Raw genomic sequence first — 25,341 nt, 5'->3', positions numbered from 1 at the left:
AGAACAAGATTGGCTACCCGCCTTAGTCGTATCCCGCCCGGAAAGAAATCCATCGCAACCGTCGCCCCGTTGTACGCGCGGGTGCGCGAGATCCTTGACGTCGCGCGTGCCACCGTGGCACGGACGGTCAATACCTCGCAAGTCGCCGCAAACTGGCTGATAGGGAGGGAGATAGTCGAAGAGGAGCAAAGTGGGAAGCACCGCGCCGGTTATGGTGCGAAGGTTCTTTCGGACCTGTCGACGAGATTGAACCTGGAGTTTGGGCGCGGCTATTCGGTTGACAACCTGGAAGCGTTCCGGCAGTTCTATATCGACTACCCGCGGCTGATTTCCGTGACGCTGTCTCGGAATTCGTTCGTTGCGCCGGCTTTGCTCGCAGGCTCGATTTCCGAGACGCCGTCGCGGAATTCGAAAGAGGAGGGCGAATGGCAGCCCGGGTTGCTGCATCCCGCGCTGTCCTGGAGCCACTACCGACAACTCCTGCGCGCGGGACGTCAAGAGGCGCGCGCCTTCTACGAGATCGAGACCATCCGCAATTCATGGTCGGTCCGTGAACTGTCGCGGCAGATGGCTACCCTGCTCTACGACCGCTTGGGCAAGAGCAAGGACAAGAAGGGGCTGATGCGCCTCGCAACGCATGGGCACGAGGTGATCCAACCGCTCGATGCCCTGAAAGACCCGCTCGTGATCGAATTCCTCGGGCTGCCGGAATCTCCACGTTTGGCGGAGTCCACGCTGGAGCAAGCGCTTATCGACAACTTGCAGACCTTCCTGATGGAACTCGGCAAAGGCTTTGCGTTTGTCTCGCGGCAAGAGCGCATCACCGTCGACGGCGATCACTTCTACATCGACCTGGTTTTCTATCACACGGTCTTGAAGTGCTATGTGTTGATCGACCTGAAAGTGGGAAAGCTCACCCATGGAGACCTCGGCCAAATCCAGTTCTATGTCAACTTCTACGACCAGGAGCGCAGAACCGAAGGGGACAATCCGACATTGGGCTTGATACTTTGCCCCGACAAGAACGATGCAGTCGTGAGATATACCCTGGGTGAGCAGCAGGAGCGCAACATCTTCACGAGCCGGTACCAGTTGCACCTGCCAACGGAGCAGGAACTGGAAAGGGAACTACGTCGCGAACTCCGGCAATTGAGCGTGAGCGTTCCACCATCGGCGCCTCCAGACAAGCGCGCGAAGAGAGCTGCGTCCTGAGCATGGAAACCCTCATCCTCATCGTCTTCCTCGGCGGCGTCGCATTCGTGCTCAAGTCGCGCGACCAGCGCCGCCGCATCGCACTGCTGGGCAGCCACCTCGGCAACTACGAGATCGAGAAGCTCATGGAGAAGCTGACCGACGGCTACATGCGCTGCCTCGGCGAGCCCAATGCCGAGCGCCAGGCGCAGATCTGGAGCATGTTGAGCACCACCGAGCTGGACCTCTCCGCGCAGTTCAACCGCTTTGCCACCGGCTTCTCGCGCGTCGGCGAGGTGGACGCGCGCGTCAGCAAGATCCCGTTGGCCTTGCCGCTCGCCAACACGCTGTTCCCCACCGCCACCTTCGACGTGCGCAAGGCCTTTGCCATCCACGCGAAAGGCATCGCCGACGCCGCGGCCAACACGCTCGACCAACCGCCCAAGGCCAAGGCGTTCATGATGTCGGCCGAGTTGTTCCTCATGCAGCACACCTGCCACTGGTTCTGCAAGTCGAAGATCGTGGCCTCCGCGCGGATGATGGCCAGGCACCAGACCTCCTACCAGCTCGCGCTCGAGTCGGTGGCACCGGCCACACGCGAGGCTTACCGTCGACTTGTAGGTGAAAACCCACATGGTTAACATTTTGTATTGTTTGTAACGGATAATACTTTCGACATAGACAACACCAAAAAGCCCATGCTGAGAACCTTCGCCCTCCTGCTCGCGCCCTTGTTGACAGTCGGCCTGATCTACTCGTTTGGCTGGTGGACGTTGCTCGTCACCGTCACGCTGGTGGCCTGCACCTTTGTCTTCTCGATGCGCAAGGGCACGGACGAGGACCTCGCCCGGTCTGGCGCCGGCCAGACTTCCTTCGGCACGCCCACCACGTTCATGGCCCAGCTCAAGTAGGCCGGGCTTTCGCGAAAGCGGCGCGCCACTGCGGCGCCGCGCCACAATTGCTGATCGGCCGACCTCCATCCCGGCCTCTTCAGCACCATGCCTCCACCCGACAAGCCATCCACGGCCGGCGCCTCCATCGCGGACGCCGGCGACGCCCTGCTCGCCGCGCAAGCGCAGCACGAGGCCATGGCCGGGCAACTCGCCGACCTGAACGAACTGCTCGCCAAGCCGCTCAACGAAATCCTCGCCGAGCGCGACAAGTTCAAGGAAGCGGCCGCCGCGTGGGATGCCTTTGGCGCCATGTGGCTGCTCTCGCAACGCGCCATGAAGCGCGTCGCGCTCGACCTGGCGGCACAGCAGGGCGTGAGCGAGGCGGAAGTCGTGAACCGCGCCATGGCCTATGCCAACGAGGTGCTCAACGGCGACGGCGTCGACCTCGGCGGAACCATCGCGGAGCCGCAGATGGCGCACATCGCCCGCCATCGCTCGCTCTTGCGCAAGCAGTTCCGCCAAGGCTGAGCCGCAACCGAACAGACGAATTACAGGGAACCCGCCATGGCCATTGCCAGATCCTTCGACACCGCCGACTACAAGCTCTTTCCGTCGCCGCGCAACGTGCACCGCACCGTGTTCGCGCACCAGGTCTTCGTGCCGCACCCGTACGCGCTGATCGACCTGCCGAGCTACTACCTGAAGGGCAAGTACAGCCTGTTTGCCGCGTGCCGCTTGTCGGACGGCAAGATGGGGCAACTCGTCACGCTGGAACTGCCGGAGGACGAGCTCAAGTTCAAGGCGAATTTCGTCCCCGATTGAAGAAGGTGCGAATCTTTCTACTGCGGCCACCGATCTCGGGCCTGCGGCGTTGGCTCCGGCATAACAAGCGCTTCGCGCAATTGTTAGCCTATGCCGCAACTAGCGTTGTCACCGTACTGGAGTACGGTTCCGCTCCGCGAACCGGCCTCCCGGCAGGCGCCCTCGCTACGAAATCTTCACACCTTCTGACCGTTTCATCGACCTCAACCAATGCAAGGAGATAGCACCATGTTCCAACCCACCCTCATGTCCGGCCAGCGCATCCTCGTGACCGGCGGCGGCACCGGGCTCGGCAAGTCGATGTCGGAGCAATTCCTGAGCCTCGGCGCCGACGTCGCCATCTGCGGCCGACGCCAGTCGGTGGTGGAGGAGACGGCGGCCGAATGGCGCCAGCAGTTCCCGGGGCGGCGCGTCGATGCCTTCGGCGTCGACATCCGCAATGCGCAGGCGGTGGACGAGATGGTCGAGTCGCTGTTCGCCAGCGGCGGCCTCACGGGGCTGATCAACAACGCGGCCGGCAACTTCGTTTCGCCGACAGAGGCGCTCTCGCCGCGCGCCTTCGATGCCATCGCCAACATCGTCTTCCACGGCAGCTTCTACGTGACGCAGGCCGTCGGCAAGCGCTGGGTGGCGCAGGCCAAGTCGGGCGAGTGGAAGGCCGGCAGCCCGTTCCGCAGCGTGATGAGCATCATCGTGACCTGGGTCGACAACGGCAGCCCGTACGTCGTGCCGTCGGCCATGAGCAAGGCCGGCATCGAGGTCATGACCAAGTCGCTGGCGCTGGAGTGGGCGCGCTACGGCATCCGCCTCAACGCGGTGGGCCCCGGCGAGATCCCGACCGAGGGCATGAGCAAGCGCCTGAACCCAGGCGAGGAGCCCGGCGCGCGCAGCAAGAAGACCAACCCGATGGGGCGCGTCGGCGAGATGAGCGAGCTGCAGAACCTGGCGGCCTTCCTCATGGCGCCGGGCCAATGCGACTGGCTCACCGGCCAGTCGATCATGATGGACGGCGGACACGCCGCGGCCACGGGCGGCAATTTCTACGAGCTGCGGCAGTGGAGCGATGCGGACTGGATGGCGGCGCGGGAACGGATCGAGGCGCAGAACGCGAAGGACAAGACCCAGCGGTGAGGGGCGGGGCCGCGCCGCGCTCCGAAAGCGGCCGGTTCAGCAGACCGAGCAGGTATTCGTCGACAAGCGACAGTCCAGCGGACCGCGCAACCCGGAGGAGATTCGCATGGGACTTCTGACCTTCAGCCTCAACGTCACCCTGGACGGCTGCGTCGACCACCAGGAGGGAATCGCCGACGACGAGACGCACGCCTTCTTCACGCGCCTCATGGACGAGGGTGGGGCGATGCTGTGGGGCCGCGCCACTTACGAGATGATGGAGACCTACTGGCCGGCGGTCGCCCGTGGCGACGTGGAGGCGCCGCCGAAGGTGCGCGAATGGGCGGTCAAGCTGGAGGTCAAGCCGAAGTACGTCGTGTCGTCGACGCGAACGGACTTCCCGTGGACCAACAGCCACCCCATCGCCAGCGACTTGCGCTCCGGCGTGCAAAAGCTCAAGGACGCGACCCCCGCCGGCGTGCTCCTCGGTAGCGGCAAGCTCGCGACCGAGCTGGACCGGCTGGATTTGATCGACGAGTACAAGTTCCTCGTGCACCCCAGGATCGCCGGCCACGGCCCGACCCTGTACCAGAGCGGGCTGCCCAACACGCGACGGCTCAAGCTGGTCTCGGCGAAGCCGCTCGGCAATGGCGCGGTCGCCATGCACTACCGGCGCGAGCGCGGCTGACAATCGCATGCAGCGGAGTGTCCGCTGCGCGGCCCGCCGCTGAACCGGAGCGTTGAACGACTGCTTCCGGGGGGCGCTCAGCGCCCGTAGACCTTCCCGAACAACACCCAGGTCTTCCCATCAAACTTCGCCAGCTGCTCACGCTCGATCGGATAGAAGTCATCCGGCCCGGTCTTGATGTTGATGCCCGGCAGCGACATCGGCAGCGTCATCTCCAGGCTGGCCGCCTGCTTCATCACGTTCTCGTGCGTGAGGTTGTCGCCGCATTGCTTGAGCACCTGCACCAGCGTCTGGGCCACGCCGTAGCCGTAGACGCTGTTGGCGTCGGTCAGGCTGCCGGCCGGGTAGAACTTCTTCATGAAGGCGAGCCAGTCCTTCATGCCCGCGTCATTGGCCCATTGCGGATCGGTCGGATCCTTGCCGTACAGCGCGGTCAGGATGCCAGCGCTGTTCTGCAGCCCCGCAGGCTCCATCACCGAGCTGACCGAGATCGACACGTTGGTCAGGTAATGGACCGGCTTCCAGCCGATCTCGGCGGCCTTCTTGATCGACATGGCCGCGAACTTCGGTGTCGTGACGTTGAAGAACACGGTCGCGCCTGAGGACTTCATGCTCAGCATCTGGCTGTCGATGGTCGGGTCGGTCACCTCGTAGGTCTGCTTGGAGACGATCATGGTCTTGGCCTTGTCGCCAAGTCCTTCCTCGAAGCCCTGCAGGTAGTCCTTGCCGAAGTCGTCGTTCTGGTAGAGCACCGCGATCTTCGCGCCCGGCTGGGTCTCGAGGATGTGCTGCGCGTAGATGCGCGCCTCGGCCGCGTAGGGCGGCTGCCAGCCCATCGTGTAGGGGAAGCTCTTCGGGTCGCCGAACTTGGTCGCGCCGGTTGCGACGAAAAGCTGCGGCACCTTCTTGTCGTTCAGGTACTTGCGAATCGCGGTGTTGGTCGCGGTGCCGAGCGGGTTGAAGACCAGCAGCACCTCCTCTTCCTCGACCAGCTTGCGCGCCATCTCGACCGTCTTGGCCGGGTTGTAGCCATCGTCGAGCGGCAGGTACTTGATCTTGCGGCCGTTGATGCCACCCTCGGCGTTGACCTTGTCGAAGTACGCGCCGATCGTCTTGCCGATCGCGCCGTAGGCGGACGCGGGCCCGGAGTACGGACCGATCTGGCCGATCTTGATTTCCTTGTCGTCGGCGCCGGGGTCGTACTTCTTCTGCGCCATCGCCGTCGAGCCAAGCATCGCAGCCGCGAGGCCGCAGGCGATGGAAAGGGTCCACGCTTTCTTCATGAGCTTCATGTCGGATGTCTCCTGGGGGTCAAAGCCGGTTTGGGGGATTTCGCGTCGGGCGCGGCTGCCGGCCGCAAGCGTGCCCACGCACCCTTGAGCAAGCCCATCGCGCCGGTGGGCATGAGGTACATCATTCCGATCAGCAGCACGCCATAGATCGCCCAGGGCGCCGACTTCGACAGCTCGTCGGCCACGTTCGGCACGAACTGGATGAACAGCGCGCCGAAGATCGCGCCCGGGATCGATGCCAGCCCGCCGACGACGAGTCCGACCAGCAGCGTGATGGACAGCAGCACGGAGAAGCTGTCGGGCGCCACGAAGGCCACGCAGATCGCGCCGAGCGCGCCGGCCACGCCCGTGTAGGCGGCCGAGATGCCGAAGGCCGTCGACTTGACGATCGGCAGGTTGATGCCCATCGCCGTCGCCGCGATCGGATGGTCACGAATCGCGATCAGCGCGCGACCCGTCCGCCCGCGCAGGAGGTTGTACGCGAGCAGGAACATGATCGCCGTCACCGCGCAGGTGAAGAAGAACAGCCAGCGGTCGGCGTTCAATGGCTGTCCGAGAAAGCGGAAGGTGAAGGGCGGCTCGGGCTTGCTGAGCACGATGCCCTGCACGCCGCCGGTCCACTGCTCGATGAGCTTCCACTTCAGCAACTGCGGCACCGCCAGTGCGAGCGCATAGGTGGCCAGTGCAAGGTAATGCCCGCCCAGGCGCAGCGCAGGAAAGCCCATCAGGAACCCCAGCCCGAAGCACACCACGCCAGCCACCGGCAGCGTGGACCAGTAGGGCAGGCCGAAGCGGTCCATCATGATGGCGGCCGTGTAGCCGCCCATCGCGAAGAAGGCGCCGTGGCCGAGCGAGATCTGTCCGTTGAAGCCGGTCAGGATGTTCAGTCCGAGGATCGCGATCGCATACACCAGCACCAGGTTGAACTGGAACACCCGGTAGTTCTTGACCATGAACGGCAGCACGCAGATCGCGACCAGCAGCAGCGCCCCGAGCAACCACGCGAGTTTTCTCTGCCGGGTGTTCATACGCGCGTCACCACACTGCGGCCGAACAGGCCATTGGGAAACAGCGTCAGCGTGCCGACGATCAGCAGCAGCGCGACGGTGAGCTTGAGTTCCGTGCCGATCACGTAGGCGCCGAGCAGGTTCTCCAGCACGCCGACGATGAAGCCGCCGGCCACCGCGCCCGCGGGGTTGTCGATGCCGCCGAGCAGCGCCGCCGCGAAGCCGTAGATCAGGATGCCGGTCATCATGTTCGGGTCCAGGAACACGGTGGGCGCGATCATCATGCCGGCCACCGAACCGATGGCCGATGCCAGGCCCCAGCCCATCGCCAGCATCCATGACACGCGGATGCCGACGAGCCGGGCCGACTCCGGGTTGTGCGCCGCCGCGCGCATCGCGAGGCCGATCGGCGTGAAGCGGAAGAAGGCCCACAGGGCCAGCAGCACGCACAGCATCACGCCCACCGTGCCGAGTTCGTGGGCCGAGAAGAAGCGCGTGGCGACCGCGGAGTCCTGCGCGAAAGGGCTCGGAAAGGCCTTGATCGTGTGGTCAAAGATCCAGCCCGAGAGTGAGTTGAAGATCACCAGCAGGCCGATGAAGACGATCACATTGGTCAGCACCGGCGCGCGTTCGACCGGGCGCAGGATCAGCCGCTGGATCGCCACGCCGCCCGCGAACGAAATAGCGACGGTGGCGACGAAGGCGGCCCAGTAAGGCCAGCCCTTCTGCAGCAGCGCCCACGCGATGAAGGTCGAGAAGGTCGCGATCTCGCCCTGCGCGAAATTGATGTGGTGCGTGGCCTGGTAGATCATCACCAGCGCCAGCCCGATCGAGCCATAGATGCAGCCGGTGGCGAGGCCCGAGAAGATCTGGTGCAGCAGTGCGTCCATCAGTACCCCAGGTAGGCGCGGCGCAGCGCCTCGTCACGCCGGATGTCGTCGGCGCGCCCGGCGATGGCGACGCGGCCGGTTTCAAGCAGCACCACCGCGTCGGCCAGTTCCAGCGCCTGCGTCGCGTTCTGCTCGACCAGCAGGATGCTGACGCCGTCCTCGGCGTTGATGCGTCGCATGATCGAGAAGATCTCGCGCACGATCAGCGGGGCCAGCCCGAACGACGGTTCGTCGAGCAGCAGCAGCTTCGGGTTCAGCATCAGTGCGCGCGAGATCGCGAGCATCTGCTGCTCGCCGCCGGACAGCGTGCCGGCCTGCTGCTGACGCCGCTCGCGCAGGCGCGGAAAGCGCGCGTAGGTTCGCTCGATGTCCTGCGCCACCGCGGCCTTGTCGCGTCGGAGGTAGGCGCCAAGGCGCAGGTTCTCCTCGACCGTGAGCGCGGTGAAGGTGCCGCGGCCATCGGGGACGTGCGCCACGCCGAGGCGCACGATGTCCTCGGTGCCCACGCCCGCCAGCGTGCGCCCTTCGAACGTCAGCGTGCCGCCGGTGCGCACCATCATCTGGCAGATTGCGCGCAAGGTGGTGGTCTTGCCGGCGCCGTTGGCACCGAGCAGGGCGGTGATGCGGCCGTGCTCGACGGTGAAGTCGATGCCGTGCAGCACCTGCGTCGCGCCATAGGTCGCGGTCAGGCCGCGCGCTTCAAGCAGGCTGGGCATGTTGTTCTCGCCTTTCCGCCGGGGCGCCGAGGTAGGCCTCGATGACGGCCGGGTCGTCGCGGACCTGGGCCGGGGTGCCGTCCGCGATCTTGCGGCCGAAGTTCAGCGCGACGATGCGGTCCGACACGCCCATCACCAGGCCCATGTGATGCTCGACGAGCAGCACCGTGACGCCCAGGCGGTCGCGGATTTCGCGGATCAGCCGCGCCAGGTCACCGAGCTCCTCATGGTTGAGGCCGGCCGCCGGCTCGTCGAGCAGCAGCAGCTTGGGCTTGGCGGCGAGCGCGCGGCCCAGTTCGACGCGCTTCTGGATCGCGAAGGGCAAGGTGCCCACCGGCCGCGCGGCCATCGGCGTCAGCGAGAGGAAAGCCATGATTTCCTCAGCGCGCTCGCGCAGCTGGCGCTCCTCGGCCTTCACCTGCGGCAGTTGCAGCGCACTGGCCAGGAAGCCCGCCGACGAGCGCGAGTGCGCGCCCACCATGACGTTTTCGCGCACCGACAGCGTGCGGAACATCGCGAGGTTCTGGAACGTGCGGCCGATGCCCAGGCCCGCGATGCCGTGCGTCGGCAGCGCGGTGATCGATTGGCCCTCGAAGACGATGTCGCCTTCCTGGTAGCGGTACAGGCGGCTGAGGCAGTTGAAGAGCGTGGTCTTGCCGGCGCCGTTGGGGCCGATCAAGCCGCAGACATGGCCGCGGGCGACATCGAAGCTGACCGCGTCGAGGGCAACGATGCCGCCGAAGCGCACAAGCAAGCCACGCACGCTGAGCAGGCGCTCGGCGCTCGATGCCACATCGTCCATCGGGTCTCCGCGAGGGAAGTGAATTGTTAGCGATTGTTATAAGTAAGAACAGTGATGACCGCAATGCTCGGTTGCCCGCGGCTTGCGGGCAGCGAACTCTGCAACCATTGCCACGGCAGATCGACGGCAAGGGAATGACGAACGGGCTGGCGGCTGCCGAGACGGATTGCTGTCGAGCCAGCGTCGCGTCATGATCGACGCGCAAGCACGCATCGGTTCGCTTCCTGTCAGGTCACGGGGTCAATCACGCGTATGGCTTCGTCATGAAAGTATTCGCCGGGAACCCATGGTTCCAACGCCTGCCGCCGGCCGAGGCCGACGCGCTGCTGTGCGCCGCGACGCCGAAGCAACTGTCCCAGGGGGAACTGCTCTATCGCCAGGGCGACATGATCGGGCCCTCGCAGGCGGCGTTCTTCGGTGTCGTGCGCGGCATGCTCAAGCTGTGCATCCTGCATCCCGACGGCAGCGAGGCGATCCTCACGATCACGGAACCCGGCAACTGGGTCGGCGAGGTGGCGTTGCTCGACGGCATGCGCCGGGCCAACACGGCCATCGCGCCGGTGGAAACCGAACTGCTGGCCGTCAGCGCCCGCAAGTTCGATGAACTGATGCAACGCGCTTCCTTTGCGCATGCCATCGCCAGGCTGGTGGCGGGCCGCTTGCGCATGACCTATGGGCTGATGAGCGACTCGGCCCTGCACAGCACACAGGAGCGCGTCGCGCGTCGCCTGCTCCTGCTGGCACGCGGCGACATGACCGAGAGTGGCGACCCGCGCAACATCATCACCACGTCGCAGGAAACGCTGGCCATGATGCTGAGCATCAGCCGTCCGACCCTCAACAGGGAGCTGCAGGCACTGGTGAAACTCGGCGCCATTGCCTTGCGCTACGGGCACATCGAGATCCGGAACCCGGCGCTGCTGCAACAAGAGGGCGAGGGAGCGGCCCACCTGCCGCAACGCTCACGCCCCGCCTGACCACGGAAATTTCCTCGGATCGTAAATTTCGGACAGTCAGGACCGGGCACCGATTCCTACAGTTCGGTACCGCGCGCCGCAGCCTGTTCCTTGAATCGCCTGCCCGACGGCCCCGGGCTGCCGCGCCCACCCCCACCCACCGAAACATACGAGCCTCCGAGGCTCGAGGAGAGAGACATGCAAGCCAACGCGTTATCCACCATCGGCCTTCCGCTGGCCTTGGCCGTCATCATGCTGGGCCTGGGCCTGCACCTTCGCATCGAGGACTTCAAGCGGATCCTGGTGCAACCCAAGGCCATCCTGATCGGGCTGCTGTGCCAGACGGTGCTGCTGCCCGCCCTGTGCTTCTTCCTGTGCAAGTCGCTGGGCCTGTCCGCCGAACTGGCGGTGGGCATGATGCTGCTGGCCGCATCGCCGGGCGGCATCACCGCCAACCTGTATTCGCACCTGTTCAAGGGCGACGTGGCGCTGAACATCTCGCTCACGGCCATCAACAGCGTGCTGTCCATCGCGAGCATTCCGTTCATCGTCAACTTTGCGCTGGAGAGCTTCATGGGCAGCCAGGCGTACATCCCGCTGCAATTCCAAAAGACCCTCGAAGTCATCGTGATGGTGCTCACGCCGGTGGCCATCGGGATGGTCATCCACGCGAAGTTCCCGCGCTTCTCCGCCCGGATGGACAAGCCGGTGAAGATCGCCTCTTCGGTGATCCTTGCGCTGCTCATCGTGCTGGTCGTCATCAGCCAGTGGACCGTGCTCATGAGCAACATCCAGGTCGTGGGCACGGCCACCCTGGCGTTCAACGTCCTCAGCATGCTGGTGGGTTACTTCGCCGGCAAGTTCAGCCGCTTGACCGAAGGCCAGAACCGCGCCATCGCCTTCGAGATCGGCCTGCACAACAGCACGCTGGGGATCTACCTCGCGCTGGTCGTGCTCAAGGACGGTGCCATGTCGATTGCGCCTGCCATCTACGGCCTGCTGATGTTCTTCACCGCGGCGGTCTTCGGTTGGTGGGTGTCGCGCCGCGCGGCGGCGGCCCCGGCGCTGGCCGTGGCGCGATAAGCCCCAACCATCACACAAGAAAAGACAACCATGACAGCAATCCAATCCACGACCCTCACCTTCGACCGCATCGAGGCGCGCCCGGTCATGCTCAAGCTCAAGCGGCCCATCCAGGCCCGCATCGGCGGCGTGAGCGACTGGCCGGTGATCCTCATCGACCTGCACACCAGGGAAGGCATCGTCGGCAAGAGCTACCTCGAGCCCTACCTGCCCAACTCGATGAAGTACCTGATGTCGATGCTCAAGGACCTCAGCGACGCGCTCAAGGGTCGCCAGGTGGCGCCGGCCGACATCTACAACATCGCGCGCAAGTCGCTGCACCTGGTGGGCTACCCCGGCCTGTCGATGATTGCCGTATCTGGCCTCGACATGGCGGCGTGGGACGCGCTGGCCAAGTCGGCCAACCTGCCGCTTTGCACCTTCCTCGGCGGCTCGGTGGGCCCGGTCAACGCCTACCAGAGCAGCGGCCTGTGGCTCATTCCGCCGGAGTCCGCCGAAGAGGAAGCCATCCAGCTGCGTGACGAAGGCAACTTCACCGCGATGAAGATGCGCATGGGCCGCGAGCACCTGCGCGACGACCTGGCCACGCTCAAGGCCGTGCGCAAGGGCGTGGGCGACGACATGCGCCTGATGGTCGACTTCAACCAGTCGCTGCACATCGGCGATGCGCTGCTGCGCTGCCGCGCCATCGACGACCTGGGCTTCGAGTGGATCGAGGAGCCGCTGCTCTACGACAACTTCGACGGCTACGCCAAGCTCCGCGAGGCCATCAAGACGCCCTTGCAGATGGGCGAAAACTTCTACGGCCCGCTGGACGTGCACCGCGCCATCCAGATGAACACTTGCGATCTCATGATGCCCGACTTCATGCGCATCGGCGGCGTCACCGGCTGGATGCGGGCCGCAGCCATTGCCGGCGTTGCCGGCGTGCCGATGTCGACGCACTTCTACCCGGAGGTCGGCGCGCATGTCCTGCGCGTGACCGAGACCGCGCATCTGGTGGAGTGGATCGACTGGGTCAACCCGGTGTTGCAGAAGCCGTACGAGATCAGGAATGGCCAGGTGATCATTCCCGACGCGCCGGGCCTCGGCATGGAGTGGGACGAGGACTTCGTCCGCGGCGCATTGATCCAACTTTGAACATCAAGACGGAGACAAGAACATGAGCACCGAAATGAATGGCGCGCAATCGCTGGTCCAGACCCTGGTCAATTGCGGCGTCGACATCTGCTTCGCCAACCCCGGCACGTCCGAGATGCACTTCGTGGCAGCGCTCGATTCCATCGAGGGCATCCGGCCGGTGCTCTGCCTGTTCGAGGGCGTCGTCACCGGCGCGGCCGACGGCTACGGCCGCATCGCCGGCAAGCCCGCCGCGACGCTGCTGCACCTGGGCCCCGGCCTTGCCAACGGCCTGGCCAACCTGCACAACGCGCGCCGCGCCGCCACGCCCATCGTCAACGTCGTGGGCGACCACGCGACCTACCACCTGCAATACGACGCGCTGCTGACCTCGGACATCGTCGGCTTCGCCCGGCCGGTGTCTTCGTGGATCCATGAATCGAAGCGCGCCCAGTCCGTGGCCACTGACGCGGCACGCGCCGTGCAGGCCGCGCGTTCTGCGCCCGGCGGCATTGCCACGCTGATCCTGCCTGCCGACACCGCCTGGAACCCTGCGGAGCGGGCCGCGTCCCCGCTGCCCGACATCCTGCCCGCAGTCGTCGGCAGCGACGCCATCGACGACGTGGCGAAGTTGCTCTCCAACGGCAAGAAGACCGCCTTCATCCTGCGCGGCGCATCGCTTCACGGCGCCGGGCTCGAAGCCGCTGGACGCGTTCAGGCCAGGACCGGCGCACGCCTTTTCTGCGACACCTTCGCGCCGATGATCGAACTGGGCGCAGGCCGCGTGCCCGTCGAGCGCATCCCGTATTTCGCCGAGCAGATCGTGGCCTTCCTGACCGGCATCGAACAGATCATCCTGGTCGGCAGCAAGCCGCCGGTGTCGTTCTTTGCCTACCCCGGCAAGCCCAGCTGGTGCGCGCCGGACGCGTGCCAGTTCAGCACGCTGGCCCATCCGCACGAAGACGGCCCTGGCGCGCTCGCGGCATTGGCCGACGCGCTCGGCGCACCGGCCAGTTCGCCGATCCGCGTGCCTTTCCTGCTGCCAGACGTCCCCGCGAGCGGCACGCTGAACGCCGAGACCATCGCGCAGGTCATCGCTGCGATGACGCCCGACAACGCCATCTACGCCGACGAAGCGGCAACCTCCGTCTTCCCATTGCTGACGCGCCTGGGCCGCGCGCGGCCGCATACCCACTTGCCACTCACCGGTGGCTCGATCGGCCAGGGCTTGCCAGTGGCCGTCGGCGCCGCGCTCGCGGCACCTGATCGCAAGGTGATCTGCCCGCACGGCGACGGCGGCGCGGCATACACCATGCAGGCCCTGTGGACCATGGCGCGCGAAGACCTCGACATCACGGTCGTGATCTACGCCAACCGTTCCTATGCCATTCTCAACATCGAGTTGCAGCGTGTGGGCGCGTTGAATGCCGGGCCGAAGGCACTCTCGATGCTCGACCTGCACAACCCCGAGATGAACTGGACGAAGATTGCCCAAGGCCTGGGCGTCGAAGCCAGCCGCGCGACCACCGTTGAAGAGTTCGCCGACCAGTACGCGTCGGCCATGAAGCAGCGCGGACCGCGACTGATCGAAGCAATGATCTGAGCGCGGAGCGCCTTCAACGATGTTCCTTCCTGCCGCCGCAAGCGCCGGCCCGCGCGGCAATCAACGATAACCCTGAACCCAGGCTCCCACATGATTACCGCCCATATCGAAATGATCCTCCTCGTCACCGGCTTGCTGACTGCCAGCATGATCGTGACGTCACTCGCGCCGTCGACGGTGCTGCGACTGGTCTATGGCGACAAGACCCGACTCGACGACGTCGGCCTGCTGGTCGCCCGCCACTGGGGTGTGCTGGTGTTCTGCAACGGCGCGTTGATCGTCGCCGCGGCCTGGATGCCCGAACTGCGCACGCCCGTGCTGATCGCCTCGGTCCTGCAGAAGCTCACGTTCGTGACGCTGCAGGTGGCGATCATGCGTGGACGTGGCATGACGTGGCTGCTCGCCGGCGGCGACCTGGTCTTCTCGATCCTGTACCTGCTGTATCTGACCCAGCTCGCCTGATCATCTGCTGGAACGCGACGCTCGCGAAGGTCACCGACACTTCGCGAGAGTCCGGGGGCCGCTGCGATGGCCGGGACGCGGCCGCAACCCCCGGGGTTCGCCTCAATGGCCTGCGCCGCCAGATGCCTCGGTCATCTTCTCGATGACCTGGTCCAGGCTGAAGCTCGCAGACTTCTGCCGCGGCGGGAACTCCTTGAAGGTCTCCAGGAACTCGGAGACGATCACCTGCGCCGGCACGCACAGGTAGATGTGGCGGAAATGCCAGTCGTAGTAGGTGTTCGAGGTCTGTATCGCCCGCTCGTACGGGTCCATGCGCAGATTGAAGATGTACGGTGCGCGCAGTACCACGAAGGGCTCCAGCCAGATCTTCAGCGTGCCCGAGACGCGCTGCTCCATGAACATCAACTTCCAGTTGTCGTAGCGCAGCGCCGCGACATCGCCCTCGTCGGTGAAGTAGATGAAGCCGGGGCGCGGGCTCTTCTTCTCCTTGCCCGTGAGGTAGGGCACCAGGTTGTAGCCGTCGAGATGAACCTTGAAGGTCTTGGCGCCGATCTTGAGGCCCTTCTTCAGCTTCTCCTTGATGTCGGGATCGCCGGCGGCGGCGAGGATGGTCGGGAACCAGTCCAGGTGACTGACGATCTCGTTCGACTCCGAGCCGGGCTCGATGTAGCCGGGGAAGCGCACCACCAGCGGAATCCGATAGGCGCCTTCCCAGCTCGAGTTCTTCTCGTTGCGGAACGGCGTGGTGCCCGCGTCCGGCCAGGTGTTCATGTGCGGGCCGTTGTCGGTGCTGTACTTGACGAAGGTGTTGTCGGCGATGCCGAGTTCGTCCAGGAAGTCGAGCATCTCGCCGATGCACTTGTCGTGGTCGATCATCACGTCGTGGTATTCCGACTGCCAGCGGCCCGACTGGCCACGGCTCTCGGGCTTGACGTGCGTCCATGCGTGCATGTGCGAGGTGTTGAACCAGACGAAGAAGGGCTCGTCCGCATCGTGCGCGGCCTGGATGAATTTCTTGGCCGCGGCCAGGAATTCGTCGTCGCAGGTTTCCATGCGCTTGATGGTCAGCGGACCGGTGTTCTCGATCTTCTGGCCGCCCTTGCCGTCGGCCCAGCAGTGCAGCACGCCGCGCGGGCCGTACTTCTTCTTGAAGTCCGGGAAGTCCTTTTCAGGCGGGTAGTCGACGTGCTCGGGCTCTTCTTCTGCGTTCAGGTGGTAGAGGTTGCCGAAGAACTCGTCGAAGCCGTGCATCGTGGGCAAATGCTCGTCGCGGTCACCCAAGTGGTTCTTGCCGAACTGGCCGGTGCGGTAGCCCAACGGCTTGAGCGCCTCGGCGATGGTGATGTCCTCTGCCTTGAGGCCCAGGTCCGCACCGGGCAGACCGACCTTGGTGAGGCCGGTGCGCAGGCCGCACTGGCCGGTGATGAACGATGCCCGCCCGGCCGTGCAGCTTTGCTCGGCGTAGGCATCCGTGAAGATCATCCCTTCCTTCGCGATCCGATCGATGTTGGGCGTTCGGTAGCCCATCATCCCCTTCGTGTAACAACTCAAGTTGGACTGGCCGATGTCGTCCCCCCACATCACGAGAATGTTGGGCTTCTTGCTCTTCGCCATGCTTTCGCTCCTTCTGTTGCCGATGGTTGCCCCTGGGAGGGCGGATTTGCCGACATGAACTGCATTGGATGTGCGAGACGCCGAGTCGAGACGCTGCTCGGCACAGGCACGAGATCAATGTCGGCGGGAATGGTGCACGCGCTGTGGCACGCGCAAATGGCCGTAGCTGCAGGTGCGGCCCGCCTTGATTAGAGGCCGGCTCTCGCGCTCAAGTAAAGGCCGCATGTCAGAAGACACCACGTCTGCGCTGTCTTCAGGCAAGCGCGGCAACGGCAGGCGCGATGTCGCGCAGTTCGCGACGCAGGATCTTGCCCACGGTGGACTTGGGCAACGCCTCGATGATGCGCACGACCTTCGGCACCTTGTAGCCCGTGAGCGCCTTGCGGCAGTGGTCGATGACGGCCTGCCCGGTCAACTCCGCGCCCGGCGCCTTCACGACGAACAGGCGGATGGCCTCGCCGGTCTTCTCGTCGGGCACGCCGATGCAGGCGCACTCGGCCACGCCGGGGCAGGCCGTGGCCACAGCCTCGATCTCGTTCGGATACACGTTGAAGCCAGAGACGATGATCATGTCCTTGATGCGGTCCACGATCTTCAGGTAGCCGCGCTCGTCGAACACGCCGACGTCGCCTGTGCGGAAGTAGCCGTCGGCTGTGAACGCCGCCGCGTTGGCTTCCGGCTTCTGCCAGTAGCCGCTCATGACCTGCGGACCCTTGGCGCAGATTTCGCCCGCCTGGCCCAGCGGCACTTCGTTGCCGGCGTCGTCGATCAGCTTGATGTCCGTCGATGGCCATGGCAGGCCCGTGGTGCCGGAGAACGCCTCGATGAAGGGCGGGTTCAGCGACAGCACCGGGCTGGTCTCCGACAGGCCATAGCCTTCCAGGATCAGCTTGCCGGTGATCTCCTGCCAGCGCGCGGACACGGCCGGGAACACGGCAGCGCCACCGCCCACGGACAGGCGCAGGTGCGACCAGTCCACTTCGCTGAGCTTGGGGTTCGCGGCCAGGCCGGCATACAGCGTGTTCACGCCGGCGAAGACCGTCATCTTCGAATCCTTGAAGGTCTGGATCAGGCCGTCCATGTCGCGCGGGTTGGCCACCAGCCAGTTCTCCGCACCCAGCGCGAAGTAGCTGATCAGGTTCACCATCAAGGCGAAGATGTGATACAGCGGCAGCGCCGTGACGATGACGTCCTGGCCCGGGACCATCGAGTCCCCCATGAAGGCCTTGTACTGCTCGGTATTGGCGACCAGGTTGCGGTGCGAGAGGCACGCACCCTTCGACAAGCCGGTGGTGCCGCCGGTGTATTGAAGGAACAGCAGGTCGTCGCCGGTGATCCTTGGCGCGGCATAGTCGGTTGGCTTGTCTTCGGCCAGGATGCTGGCCAGCGCGACGGTGTGGGTCAGGCGTGGGTCCACCGCGGGTGCCGGTAGCGTGGCTGGCAGGCCATCGCCGGGCACCGCGGTGATGACGGTGGTGACGCCGGTGTCCTTGACGATCTCGGCCAGGGTCGGCGTGGAGCCGTTGAACAGGACGATGGTCTTGACGCCCGCATCGTTGAGCTGGTGTGCCAGTTCGCGCGGCGTGTACAGCGGGTTCACGTTGACCTGCACGGCACCGACGCGCGCAATGCCGATGAACACGATCGGGAAGGCGGCGAGGTTGGGCATCATGACCGCGACGCGATCGCCCTTGGTCACGCCGAGTTCACGCTGCAGATAGCTTGCGAAGCGCGCCGACAGGCGGTCGACGTCTGCGTAGCTCAGGCGCTGGCCGAAGGACACGAAGGCCGTCTCGTCGGCGTACTTCTGCATCGCCTGTTCGAGTATGTCGACGACGGAGCGATAGGCGTCCGGATTGATGTGGGCGGGGACTTTGCCGTAGGAGGCCAGCCAGGGACGGGGGGTGGTCATGGTCGATGTCTTTCAGTGATGTTGGGGCACTGCGCGCGCGGGCGCGGCCGTGACGGCGGCGGTGCCGCCGGCCAGCACGGGATCGCCGCTGCCCAGGTAGAAGTTGAGGGCAAGGCGTTGGACAAAGGTGCCGTACGGCGGGTAGAACAGGTCGATCGGGAAGAAGCGATGGCGCTTGAACACCGTCTTGCCGTGCGACAGCTCGCGGAAGCCTTCCTCGCCGTGGTAGTTGCCCATCCCCGAATTGCCGATGCCGCCGAAGGGCGCATCGTGGTTGACCACATGCCAGCCCCAGTCGTTGACCGCCACGCCACCCGAGTGCGTGCGGGTGAGCAGCTTGTCGCGCTCGGCGCTGTCGTGGCTGAAGCAGTACAGCGCCAGCGGCCGCTCGCGTTCGTTGATGTAGTGGATGGCGTCTTCCATCGTGTCGTAGGGCACGACGGGCAGGAGCGGGCCGAACAGCTCTTCCGTCATCACCAGCATGTCGGGCCGCAGGTTCGTGATGATCTGCAGCGGCAGTGCGCGGCTCTTGCCGACCGGCGCCGGTCCGCAGGATTCGATGTGCGCGCCCTTGGCCCGTGCATCTTCGAGCAGCCGCTGGATGCGCTGGAACTGGCGGTCGTCGACGATCTCGGTGTAGTCCGCGTTGCCCGCGGTCTTGCCCTTGAAAAAGCCCTGGAAAGTCTTGCGCACGCCGGCGATGAATTCGTCGACGCGCTCGCGCGGCACGAGTGCGTAGTCGGGCGAAACGCAGATCTGCCCGGCATTGGTGGCCTTGCCGTGCGTGATGCGCTTGGCGGCATCGGCGACGGGGTAGTTGCGCGTCACGACGGCGGGGGACTTGCCGCCCAGTTCGAGCGTGACCGGCGTCAGGTTCGCGGCGGCGGTGCGCATCACGATCTTGCCCACGGCCGGCGAGCCGGTGAAGACGATGTGGTTGAAGGGCTGCGACGTGAAGACGTTGGGGTCGAGCAGTTCTTCGCCTACCACCGCCACCAGGTCTTCCTCGAAGACTTCGGCGAGCAGGGTCTTGAGCACCGCGTTGGTGGCCGGCGTGGCCTCGGGCATCTTGATCATCACGCGGTTGCCGGCGGCCAGCGCCGCGATGGCCGGCCCCACCGACAGGTAGATCGGGAAGTTCCACGGCGTGATCACGCCGACGACGCCCTTGGGCTGGTACACGACCTTCACGCTGTTGCTCAGGAACAGCAATTCGGTCGAGCGGCGGCTGGGCTTCATCCAGCGCCGCAGGTGCGAGATGGCGTGGTTGAGTTCCAGCATCACGCCCAGCAGATCGAGCATCTTCGACTCGGCGTGCGAGCGATGGCCAAAGTCCCGGCTCATGGCCTCTGCGAGCACGTCCTGGTAGCGCTGCAGTTGGCGCTTGAGCGTCTTGAGGCGGTCCAGGCGCTCGTTCGCGCTCGGCGAGGGGGCGGCGAGGAATGCCGCTTGCTGCAAGGTGAAGATCCGGGCGACGCGCTCGTTGGCTTCAGTCGCGGAGGGTGGATGTGCGATGTTCATGGGAATCGAATAGGTTTGGATGGGTGGTGGAAGTGCGCTGGCGCCGGTGGGTCGTGGTCACCGGTGCGTCGGGCAAGCCGCGTCGATGGTGGGAAGCCGACTGGCCGGTCCAATTCCTGAATGCCTTCCGGAAGTTGGATACATCGGAGAAGCCGACGCTGCGCAGGCATGCTTCCTCGATCGCGCCGATGAGGGCGGACTTGTCATGCCGCCCGCGGCTTGCGTTTGAAGACATGCCTGTGCCTCGCGCTCAACGGGAAGTGGTGCCGAGCACGGCGCCGATGACCGCCTCGTCGCCGGTTGCCTTGACGTCGCCCTTGGCCAGCAGTTCGCTGCCGGCGGCTTCGCGCCCGATCAGCCTGGCCCATGCGTCGAAGCTCATGCTGATGGTTGCATCGACCTTGACGCCGTTGGACGGCGCGGCGTCGGTGATGACGACCACGCCGTTGCGCAGCACCAGCGTGTAGTCGTTGTCGGGCTGCGTAAAGTTCACGTGCAGCACCTTCTGGCCGTTGGCGCTGAGCGAGGCCGGCAGGCTGAAGCGCAGGCCATTCACATAGGTGCGCGGCGGCATCTGCTTGACCATGCCGGCGTTGATGATCTTGAACGGCGTGACCGTGGTGTCGCAATGGCCTTCCAGTTCACGTGCCTGGGTCAGGTACCAGCTGCGCGTGTTGGCGGCCGTGGTGGCTTGCGCCATGGCCCGCAGGGCATCAGCCTTCAGTTGGCGGAATTCCGCGGCGCGGGGGCCGTCGACCTTCAGGCCCCAGGTCGCCATCTGCGCGACCCAGGCGAATTCGCGCTTGTCCATGGCGGCCTTCGCAGAGGTCATGAAGGAATCTTCGCCACCGGCCAGCGCGACGATGCGGCGCGCTTCCTCGGCCTCCGCGACAGGATGCAGGTCGACCGTGTCCTTGCCGAACCAGCCGACCATGCCGGCATACACCTGGCGCACGTGGTAGGGCAGTTCGCCGTAGTGCTGGCCGGTGAGGCGGCCGTTGGCGAGCGACTCGGGCATGCGGATGGTCTGCACCAGTTCGTCCGGCGACAGGCCGCGGTTGATGCCGCCGATGGTCTGGTCGTAGATGTACTGGATGGTGTCGCGGTACTCGGTGATGGCCTTGGCGATTTCCTCGCGCCCGCTGATCGGGATGCCATGCACGCCGATGAGGTGCTCGGGTTGCAGCTCCAGGATCTTGTCCAGGCCGCGCAGCAGTTCGATCGGGTTGCGGAACACCTCGCCGCGCAGCGTGTAGATGTTGAACATGGCCGGCCAGGCGATGTTGTTGATCACGGTGCGCGTCTCGGGCAGCCAGATCAGCAGCGTGTCGTCGGTGTCGCCCCAGGTGTGGAAGAACTCGAACTTCACGCCGTCGATCTCGGTGGCCATGCCGTCGGTGGTCGTGTGCGTCGGGCGCACGAAGCCGGTGGTGGGCTTGTACTTGTCCAGCTCGTAGAAGAAGGGGCCCAGGCCCATGTGTGGCATCGAGTCGGCGCCGTCCACCGGCAGGTGCAGGCCGAACTGGATGGCCACGCGGCGCATCATGAAGGGCGACAGGTCGCCGACCAGGCGACCCATGTTGCGCATCAGGTCGGGGTGGGCCCACACGGGCAGCTTGCCGTCGTCCTCGACCGGCGACCAGGCGCGCGAGCCGAAGATGTAGTGGGCGTGGGTGTAGACCAGGGCGCTGAGCGGCTTGTCGCAGACGGCCATCAGGTCATCACGCTGCATCACGGCCTGCTCGATGCAGTCGGCGGTGTCGACCACGATCATGCCGGTCTTGCCTTCGATCATCGTGCTGTTGCCCAGGCACGCGCCGACGTGGCACCAGACGCCCTTGGCGACCTCGTGGGCCTTGCGCTCGAACTGCTCGGCGTGCTTGGCGAAGCTGGCGTTGACGATTGCGCCGCGCGGGTTGGTGACGACGTCGACCGGGGCGCCCATGTAGGGGGAGAGAGTTGCGTTCATGATGTTGTGTCCTTTGTGTTTGTTCAGTTTGTTCAGTGGGCGAATGCCGGGGCGGGCGCAGGGGCGGGGCGAAGCAGCCTGGCGGCCGAGCCCTCGGGGTTCACGATGAAGAATCCGATGACGCCGCCGGCGATCATCAAGATGCCGGTGAGGGCGAAGCCGAGTTCGAACCCGGCGGCGCCGGCAGCGGACTGGATCAACTTGCCCGACACGGCGGGTGCCAGCACACCGGCCAGCGAAGCGATGGAGTTGTCGATGGCCAGCACGGCGCCGCGGCGCGATGTCGGGGTGACCTGAGCCAGCATGGCCGGGCCGAGCGAGTAGATGGCGGTGGTGAGACCGAAGGCCACGGCGAAGAAGCCGATGCGCATGGCGTTGCTTGGTCCCTCGAGCATCATCATGGCCATCAGGACGCCGGCCACGATCAAGGTGATGCTGGCGAATCGGCCGCGGGCATCGCGTGAACTCCAGCCCTTGTTCAAGAGGCGTTGCGACCAGATCGAGATCGCGAGCACCAGCGGAATGCTCACGGCCACCACGACGCCGTAGAGGCGGCCGGACGCGATGTTGTCGTAGCCCAGTCCCTTCTGGAAGTAGGCAGGCAACCAGGTCAGCGACGCGGACAGGCCCCAGTAGCCGACGAAGTGCAGCAGGAAGTTGCCGTACACCGTGGGGTCCTTCAGCACGCGGCCGAGCGGCGCTTCGGTGGCCTTGGCCCTGGCCTCGGCGGCCGGGTCCTTCACGTCGAGCTTGCCCTCGGCGCCCACGACCAGCCAGACCAGCGCCCAGGCCACGCCCACGGCGGCGAGCACATAGAAGCTCATGCGCCAGCCGTATTTGGCGGTGATCAGCGGCACGGTCATGCCGGCGACCAGCAGGCCGATGGCGCCGCCCTGCGAGAACAGGGCGACCGGCAGGTTGCGCTTGTTGTCGGGGAACCACTTGTAGGCGGCATGGATGGCGACTGGCCAGGCCGGGCCCTCGCCGGCGCCCAGCATCACGCGGGCGAAGATGATGATGCCCATCGACGAGCTCAGCGCGATCGGCAACTGGAACGCCGACCATGACAACGCCATGACGAGCAGCATCCACTTGGTGGAGAGCCGGTCGGCCAGGAAGCCGCCGACGATGCCCGAGATGGCGAACAGCCAGAAGAAGCTGCTGCCGATGAGGCCGAACTCGCTGGGCGAGAGCTTCAGGTCCTCCATCATCGGCACGGCCACCAGGCCCAGCACGATCTTGTCGGCGAAGTTCACCAGGATGAACACGGTCAGCATGGTCGCGATGCTCCATGCGCGCGCCGGGCGGTAGTTTTGAGTGATCACTTTCTTGTCTCTCTTTGTGTGTTTGTCGTGAGGGTCGGGCGGTGGCGCGTCAGAGGCGCTTGATCGCCGGCGGCACGTAGCTCTGGTCCAGCATGTCAGGGCCGGGCAAGTAGGTGCGCAGGAACAGGTTGAACTCGCCCTTGGGCGTCGGCAGCCAGTTGGCGTTGCCTTCGTCTTGCGGTTGCTCGTTCTGCATCAGGATTTCCAGCGAGCCGTCGGCGCCGTACTTGAGGCCGTCCGTGTTGCTGGCCAGCGAGTAGCGGCCGATGGGGTTGTCGACCAGGCAGAAGCGACCGTCGTACAGCGTGATCGACCAGAAGGCCTTCGCCTTGGGGATCTGGTCGCGCTCGAAGCGCAGCAGGTAGCGGTGCTCGCCGCTCAGCTCCTGGCCGTCCGCATCGGTGAAGGTGCGCAGCTTGGTCGATTGCTCGATCCAGTGCTCGACGATGCCCGAGAAAGCCTGCGGCGAGGCGCGGCCCACGTAGTCGCCCACGCTGGCCATGCGGCCCCAGTTCTTGTCGCCCCAGAACCAGGTGTTGACCACGGGGGTGTCGCCACCGGCCTTGGCGACCTTGGCCAGCAGTGCCGGGCCGTCCTGGAGAACGCGGGCCAGGCCGCGCCGGGTGGCTTCGTCGAGCTCGTTCAGCGGCGCACGGGCGTAGGGACCCAGGCCGATGCGGCCGAACTGGCGCATCAGCACCTCGTGGCTGGCCGGCGGCGGGTTCTCGCACATGGCGGCATGCATCGTGTGGAAGTCGCCGAGCGGAAGATTCGGCGCCGTGGGCACGAGCACCTCGCGCCGGGCTTCCGGTTCGGTGCCGGCCAGCCAGTTCGACAGCGGCGTCAGCTTGCACTTCGCCTGGATGGCGCGCGCGGCGGCAAGGTCTTCGCCGCCGGGCGTCGACACCCGGGCGATGGTGAAGACGCCCGGCGTGGTCGAGCGCATGACGGTGTCGATGCCGGCGGGCAACGCTTCGTCCCGGCCCTCCCAGCCCGGCGGCACGATCAGGCAGGTCTGGGCCTTGCCGTCGTTGACGTTGCCGCCCACATAGCCGAGCAGGTCCGAATAGAACTCCGCCAGCTGGATCGTCACATAGCGATCGCCGCAGGCCGGCGCCTCAAGCACCACGGGCCCCCGGGACAAGTCGACCCAGGCGAGGGAATAGAGGCCGTCGCGGTAGGGCGAGCCGCCGTACTGCATGGTGTGATCCGCCAGCACCGGGATGTGGAAGAAGGTGTTGAGCGGCGTGTCGATTGCACCCTGCGGTCGCATGACCATGCCGAATCGCAGCTTGGCATAGTGGAGTGCCGGAAAGCCGTAGGCGTAGGCCTGCATTCCGAGAAGATAGGCGTGGTCTTCACGCCAATCGGTGGCGCAGTCTGTCGTGTTCATGGGGTCTCTTGTCTCCTGTTGATCGGGGGCGCCGGCTGCTTGCTGGCACCGCTTTTTCGGGGGTGAGGTGATGCTAGGTTTCCCTCTGCCCAAGCGGACACAGTCCCGATACAGTTCTGTCGGCATGACGACAGTTCGCAAAGGTCTGGATTCGTACTGGCCGCTGGCGCGGTCGCTGCTGATGCGCGAGCCGGGTTTCGACCGCTGTCCCGCGGATTCCATCGACGCCTTGCTGGAGCGCGCGAGACTCGTGAACGTCGCACGTGGCGCGACGGTGCATCGCTATGGCGAACAGCTCGAAGATCTGGTGATGGTCGTCGACGGCGTGCTGGAAGCAGGCCGGCAGGTGGGCGAGGGCCGGCGCCACCTGGTGGCTTTCACCTATCCGGGAATGGTCCTGGGCTTTCTTCCCTGTGTCGACGGCGGCCCGATCCCGCACGACACGGTCGCCCACGTGGCCAGCGTCCTGATGCTGATGCCGGTCGATGCGGTTCGCAAGCGGCGGCAAATCGACACATCGGTTCGCCAGGCTTTCGAGATCCAGTTTGCGGACCGGATCCGGCGCCTCTACGACGGTTTGGCCGAAAGCAACGTACTGCCATTGCGCCAGCGCCTTGCCAAGCTGTTGCACACACTGGTCGGCAGCCATGGCCGCGAGACTGGACAGGAATGGCACATTGAACTGGACACGCCGCAATCCGACCTGGCCGACCTCCTCGGTGCCACGCGCCAGAGCGTCAACGTGGAGTTGCGGGAATTCGAACGCGAAGGGCTGATCCGGGTGGCCCGTTCGCGCATCACGGTGCTCGATCTGGACGCCTTGCGCGCCCACGGACCACGCGGCGCGATCGTGTCGGTTGAGCGGGCTGCGGGGGCCGAGCAAGCAGCCGGTTCAGTGGGCGCAGGTCACGCTACCGGCTGAAGCAAGACCGGCTCCTGACACCAGGCCTCTGCGGCATGGAGCGACCGGGAT

The 25,341-nt window shown here is 65.5% G+C and carries 24 protein-coding genes; 13 read left to right on the top strand and 11 right to left on the bottom strand.

Annotated features, from left to right (window positions below):
* Positions 1-9 precede the first annotated feature (9 nt).
* From HB681_RS28245 to HB681_RS28215, 7 genes are all read left to right on the top strand, one after another.
* Positions 10-1,212: a PDDEXK nuclease domain-containing protein gene (locus HB681_RS28245; RefSeq protein ID WP_218628326.1), complete on the top strand. Its 1,203-nt coding sequence runs from the start codon at positions 10-12 to the stop codon at positions 1,210-1,212.
* A 2-nt stretch (positions 1,213-1,214) separates the two neighbouring features.
* On the top strand, positions 1,215-1,832 hold the full coding sequence (locus tag HB681_RS28240; protein WP_213958201.1) for a hypothetical protein: 618 nt from the start codon (positions 1,215-1,217) through the stop codon (positions 1,830-1,832).
* A gap of 57 nt (positions 1,833-1,889) precedes the next feature.
* On the top strand, positions 1,890-2,102 hold the full coding sequence (locus HB681_RS28235; protein WP_213958200.1) for a hypothetical protein: 213 nt from the start codon (positions 1,890-1,892) through the stop codon (positions 2,100-2,102).
* Between the two features lie 87 nt (positions 2,103-2,189).
* Complete coding sequence (locus HB681_RS28230; protein ID WP_213958199.1) at positions 2,190-2,612, top strand: hypothetical protein; 423 nt, start codon at positions 2,190-2,192, stop codon at positions 2,610-2,612.
* 36 nt (positions 2,613-2,648) lie between these two features.
* Entirely contained in the window at positions 2,649-2,906 is a 258-nt protein-coding gene (locus HB681_RS28225) for a hypothetical protein (protein WP_213958198.1), read from the top strand.
* Positions 2,907-3,134: 228 nt separating this feature from the next.
* Positions 3,135-4,037, top strand: a complete 903-nt coding sequence (locus tag HB681_RS28220) for an SDR family oxidoreductase (RefSeq protein ID WP_213958197.1) — start codon at positions 3,135-3,137, stop codon at positions 4,035-4,037.
* 106 nt (positions 4,038-4,143) lie between these two features.
* Positions 4,144-4,704, top strand: coding sequence for a dihydrofolate reductase family protein (locus tag HB681_RS28215; RefSeq protein ID WP_213958196.1), 561 nt, complete (start codon positions 4,144-4,146; stop codon positions 4,702-4,704).
* A 77-nt stretch (positions 4,705-4,781) separates the two neighbouring features.
* Here HB681_RS28215 and HB681_RS28210 read toward each other — a convergent pair whose 3' ends face one another.
* From HB681_RS28210 to HB681_RS28190, 5 genes are read right to left on the bottom strand one after another with little or no spacing between them, the layout of a single operon-like run.
* Positions 4,782-5,996, bottom strand: coding sequence for an ABC transporter substrate-binding protein (locus HB681_RS28210; RefSeq protein WP_213958195.1), 1,215 nt, complete (start codon positions 5,994-5,996; stop codon positions 4,782-4,784).
* Positions 5,993-7,024: a branched-chain amino acid ABC transporter permease gene (locus HB681_RS28205; protein ID WP_213958194.1), complete on the bottom strand. Its 1,032-nt coding sequence runs from the start codon at positions 7,022-7,024 to the stop codon at positions 5,993-5,995. Before HB681_RS28205 ends, HB681_RS28210 begins: the two co-directional genes overlap by 4 nt.
* Entirely contained in the window at positions 7,021-7,893 is an 873-nt protein-coding gene (locus HB681_RS28200; RefSeq protein WP_213958193.1) for a branched-chain amino acid ABC transporter permease, read from the bottom strand. The genes HB681_RS28205 and HB681_RS28200 overlap by 4 nt, the downstream gene beginning before the upstream one ends.
* Positions 7,893-8,609 carry an ABC transporter ATP-binding protein gene (locus tag HB681_RS28195; RefSeq protein ID WP_213958192.1) on the bottom strand — a complete coding sequence of 239 codons (717 nt, stop codon included), beginning with the start codon at positions 8,607-8,609 and terminating at the stop codon, positions 7,893-7,895. The genes HB681_RS28200 and HB681_RS28195 overlap by 1 nt, the downstream gene beginning before the upstream one ends.
* Positions 8,593-9,411, bottom strand: coding sequence for an ABC transporter ATP-binding protein (locus tag HB681_RS28190; protein ID WP_213958191.1), 819 nt, complete (start codon positions 9,409-9,411; stop codon positions 8,593-8,595). Before HB681_RS28190 ends, HB681_RS28195 begins: the two co-directional genes overlap by 17 nt.
* 263 nt (positions 9,412-9,674) lie before the next feature.
* Between HB681_RS28190 and HB681_RS28185 the strand changes: the two genes are divergently transcribed.
* The 5 genes from HB681_RS28185 to HB681_RS28165 all read left to right on the top strand — a co-directional run bounded on the left by HB681_RS28185 (position 9,675) and on the right by HB681_RS28165 (position 14,634).
* Complete coding sequence (locus HB681_RS28185; RefSeq protein ID WP_213958190.1) at positions 9,675-10,388, top strand: Crp/Fnr family transcriptional regulator; 714 nt, start codon at positions 9,675-9,677, stop codon at positions 10,386-10,388.
* 177 nt (positions 10,389-10,565) lie between these two features.
* Complete coding sequence (locus HB681_RS28180; protein WP_213958189.1) at positions 10,566-11,450, top strand: bile acid:sodium symporter family protein; 885 nt, start codon at positions 10,566-10,568, stop codon at positions 11,448-11,450.
* Between the two features lie 30 nt (positions 11,451-11,480).
* Positions 11,481-12,590 carry an enolase C-terminal domain-like protein gene (locus HB681_RS28175; RefSeq protein WP_213958188.1) on the top strand — a complete coding sequence of 370 codons (1,110 nt, stop codon included), beginning with the start codon at positions 11,481-11,483 and terminating at the stop codon, positions 12,588-12,590.
* A 34-nt stretch (positions 12,591-12,624) separates the two neighbouring features.
* Positions 12,625-14,172 (top strand): acetolactate synthase large subunit, encoded by a 1,548-nt coding sequence (locus HB681_RS28170; RefSeq protein WP_213958298.1) that lies wholly within the window; start codon positions 12,625-12,627, stop codon positions 14,170-14,172.
* 90 nt (positions 14,173-14,262) lie between these two features.
* The gene (locus tag HB681_RS28165; RefSeq protein ID WP_213958187.1) at positions 14,263-14,634 is read left to right on the top strand and encodes a hypothetical protein; all 372 of its coding nucleotides are present in this window, start codon (positions 14,263-14,265) and stop codon (positions 14,632-14,634) included.
* A gap of 102 nt (positions 14,635-14,736) precedes the next feature.
* Here the strand turns inward: HB681_RS28165 and HB681_RS28160 are convergent, their stop codons facing one another.
* From HB681_RS28160 to HB681_RS28135, 6 genes are all read right to left on the bottom strand, one after another.
* Complete coding sequence (locus HB681_RS28160; protein WP_213958186.1) at positions 14,737-16,248, bottom strand: arylsulfatase; 1,512 nt, start codon at positions 16,246-16,248, stop codon at positions 14,737-14,739.
* 253 nt (positions 16,249-16,501) lie between these two features.
* A complete protein-coding gene (locus tag HB681_RS28155) occupies positions 16,502-18,160 on the bottom strand; it encodes an AMP-binding protein (protein WP_213958185.1) in 1,659 nt (552 codons plus the stop codon).
* A gap of 12 nt (positions 18,161-18,172) precedes the next feature.
* Positions 18,173-19,681, bottom strand: coding sequence for a coniferyl aldehyde dehydrogenase (locus HB681_RS28150; RefSeq protein WP_213958184.1), 1,509 nt, complete (start codon positions 19,679-19,681; stop codon positions 18,173-18,175).
* A gap of 250 nt (positions 19,682-19,931) precedes the next feature.
* Entirely contained in the window at positions 19,932-21,650 is a 1,719-nt protein-coding gene (locus HB681_RS28145) for an alkyl sulfatase dimerization domain-containing protein (RefSeq protein ID WP_213958183.1), read from the bottom strand.
* Positions 21,651-21,682: 32 nt separating this feature from the next.
* Positions 21,683-22,975 (bottom strand): MFS transporter, encoded by a 1,293-nt coding sequence (locus HB681_RS28140; RefSeq protein ID WP_345944771.1) that lies wholly within the window; start codon positions 22,973-22,975, stop codon positions 21,683-21,685.
* Between the two features lie 49 nt (positions 22,976-23,024).
* Entirely contained in the window at positions 23,025-24,368 is a 1,344-nt protein-coding gene (locus HB681_RS28135) for a DUF1214 domain-containing protein (RefSeq protein WP_213958182.1), read from the bottom strand.
* Positions 24,369-24,549: 181 nt separating this feature from the next.
* Here HB681_RS28135 and HB681_RS28130 point away from each other — a divergent pair, with 181 nt between their 5' ends.
* Positions 24,550-25,290 (top strand): Crp/Fnr family transcriptional regulator, encoded by a 741-nt coding sequence (locus HB681_RS28130; protein ID WP_213958181.1) that lies wholly within the window; start codon positions 24,550-24,552, stop codon positions 25,288-25,290.
* Positions 25,291-25,341: the final 51 nt, after the last annotated feature.

Origin of the sequence: Variovorax sp. dw_954 (assembly GCF_018449755.1) — a bacterium.
Classification (GTDB): Bacteria; Pseudomonadota; Gammaproteobacteria; order Burkholderiales; family Burkholderiaceae_C; genus Variovorax.
The sequence above is the reverse complement of the archived record's forward strand: the minus strand, read 5'-3'. Positions and strand labels throughout refer to the sequence as shown.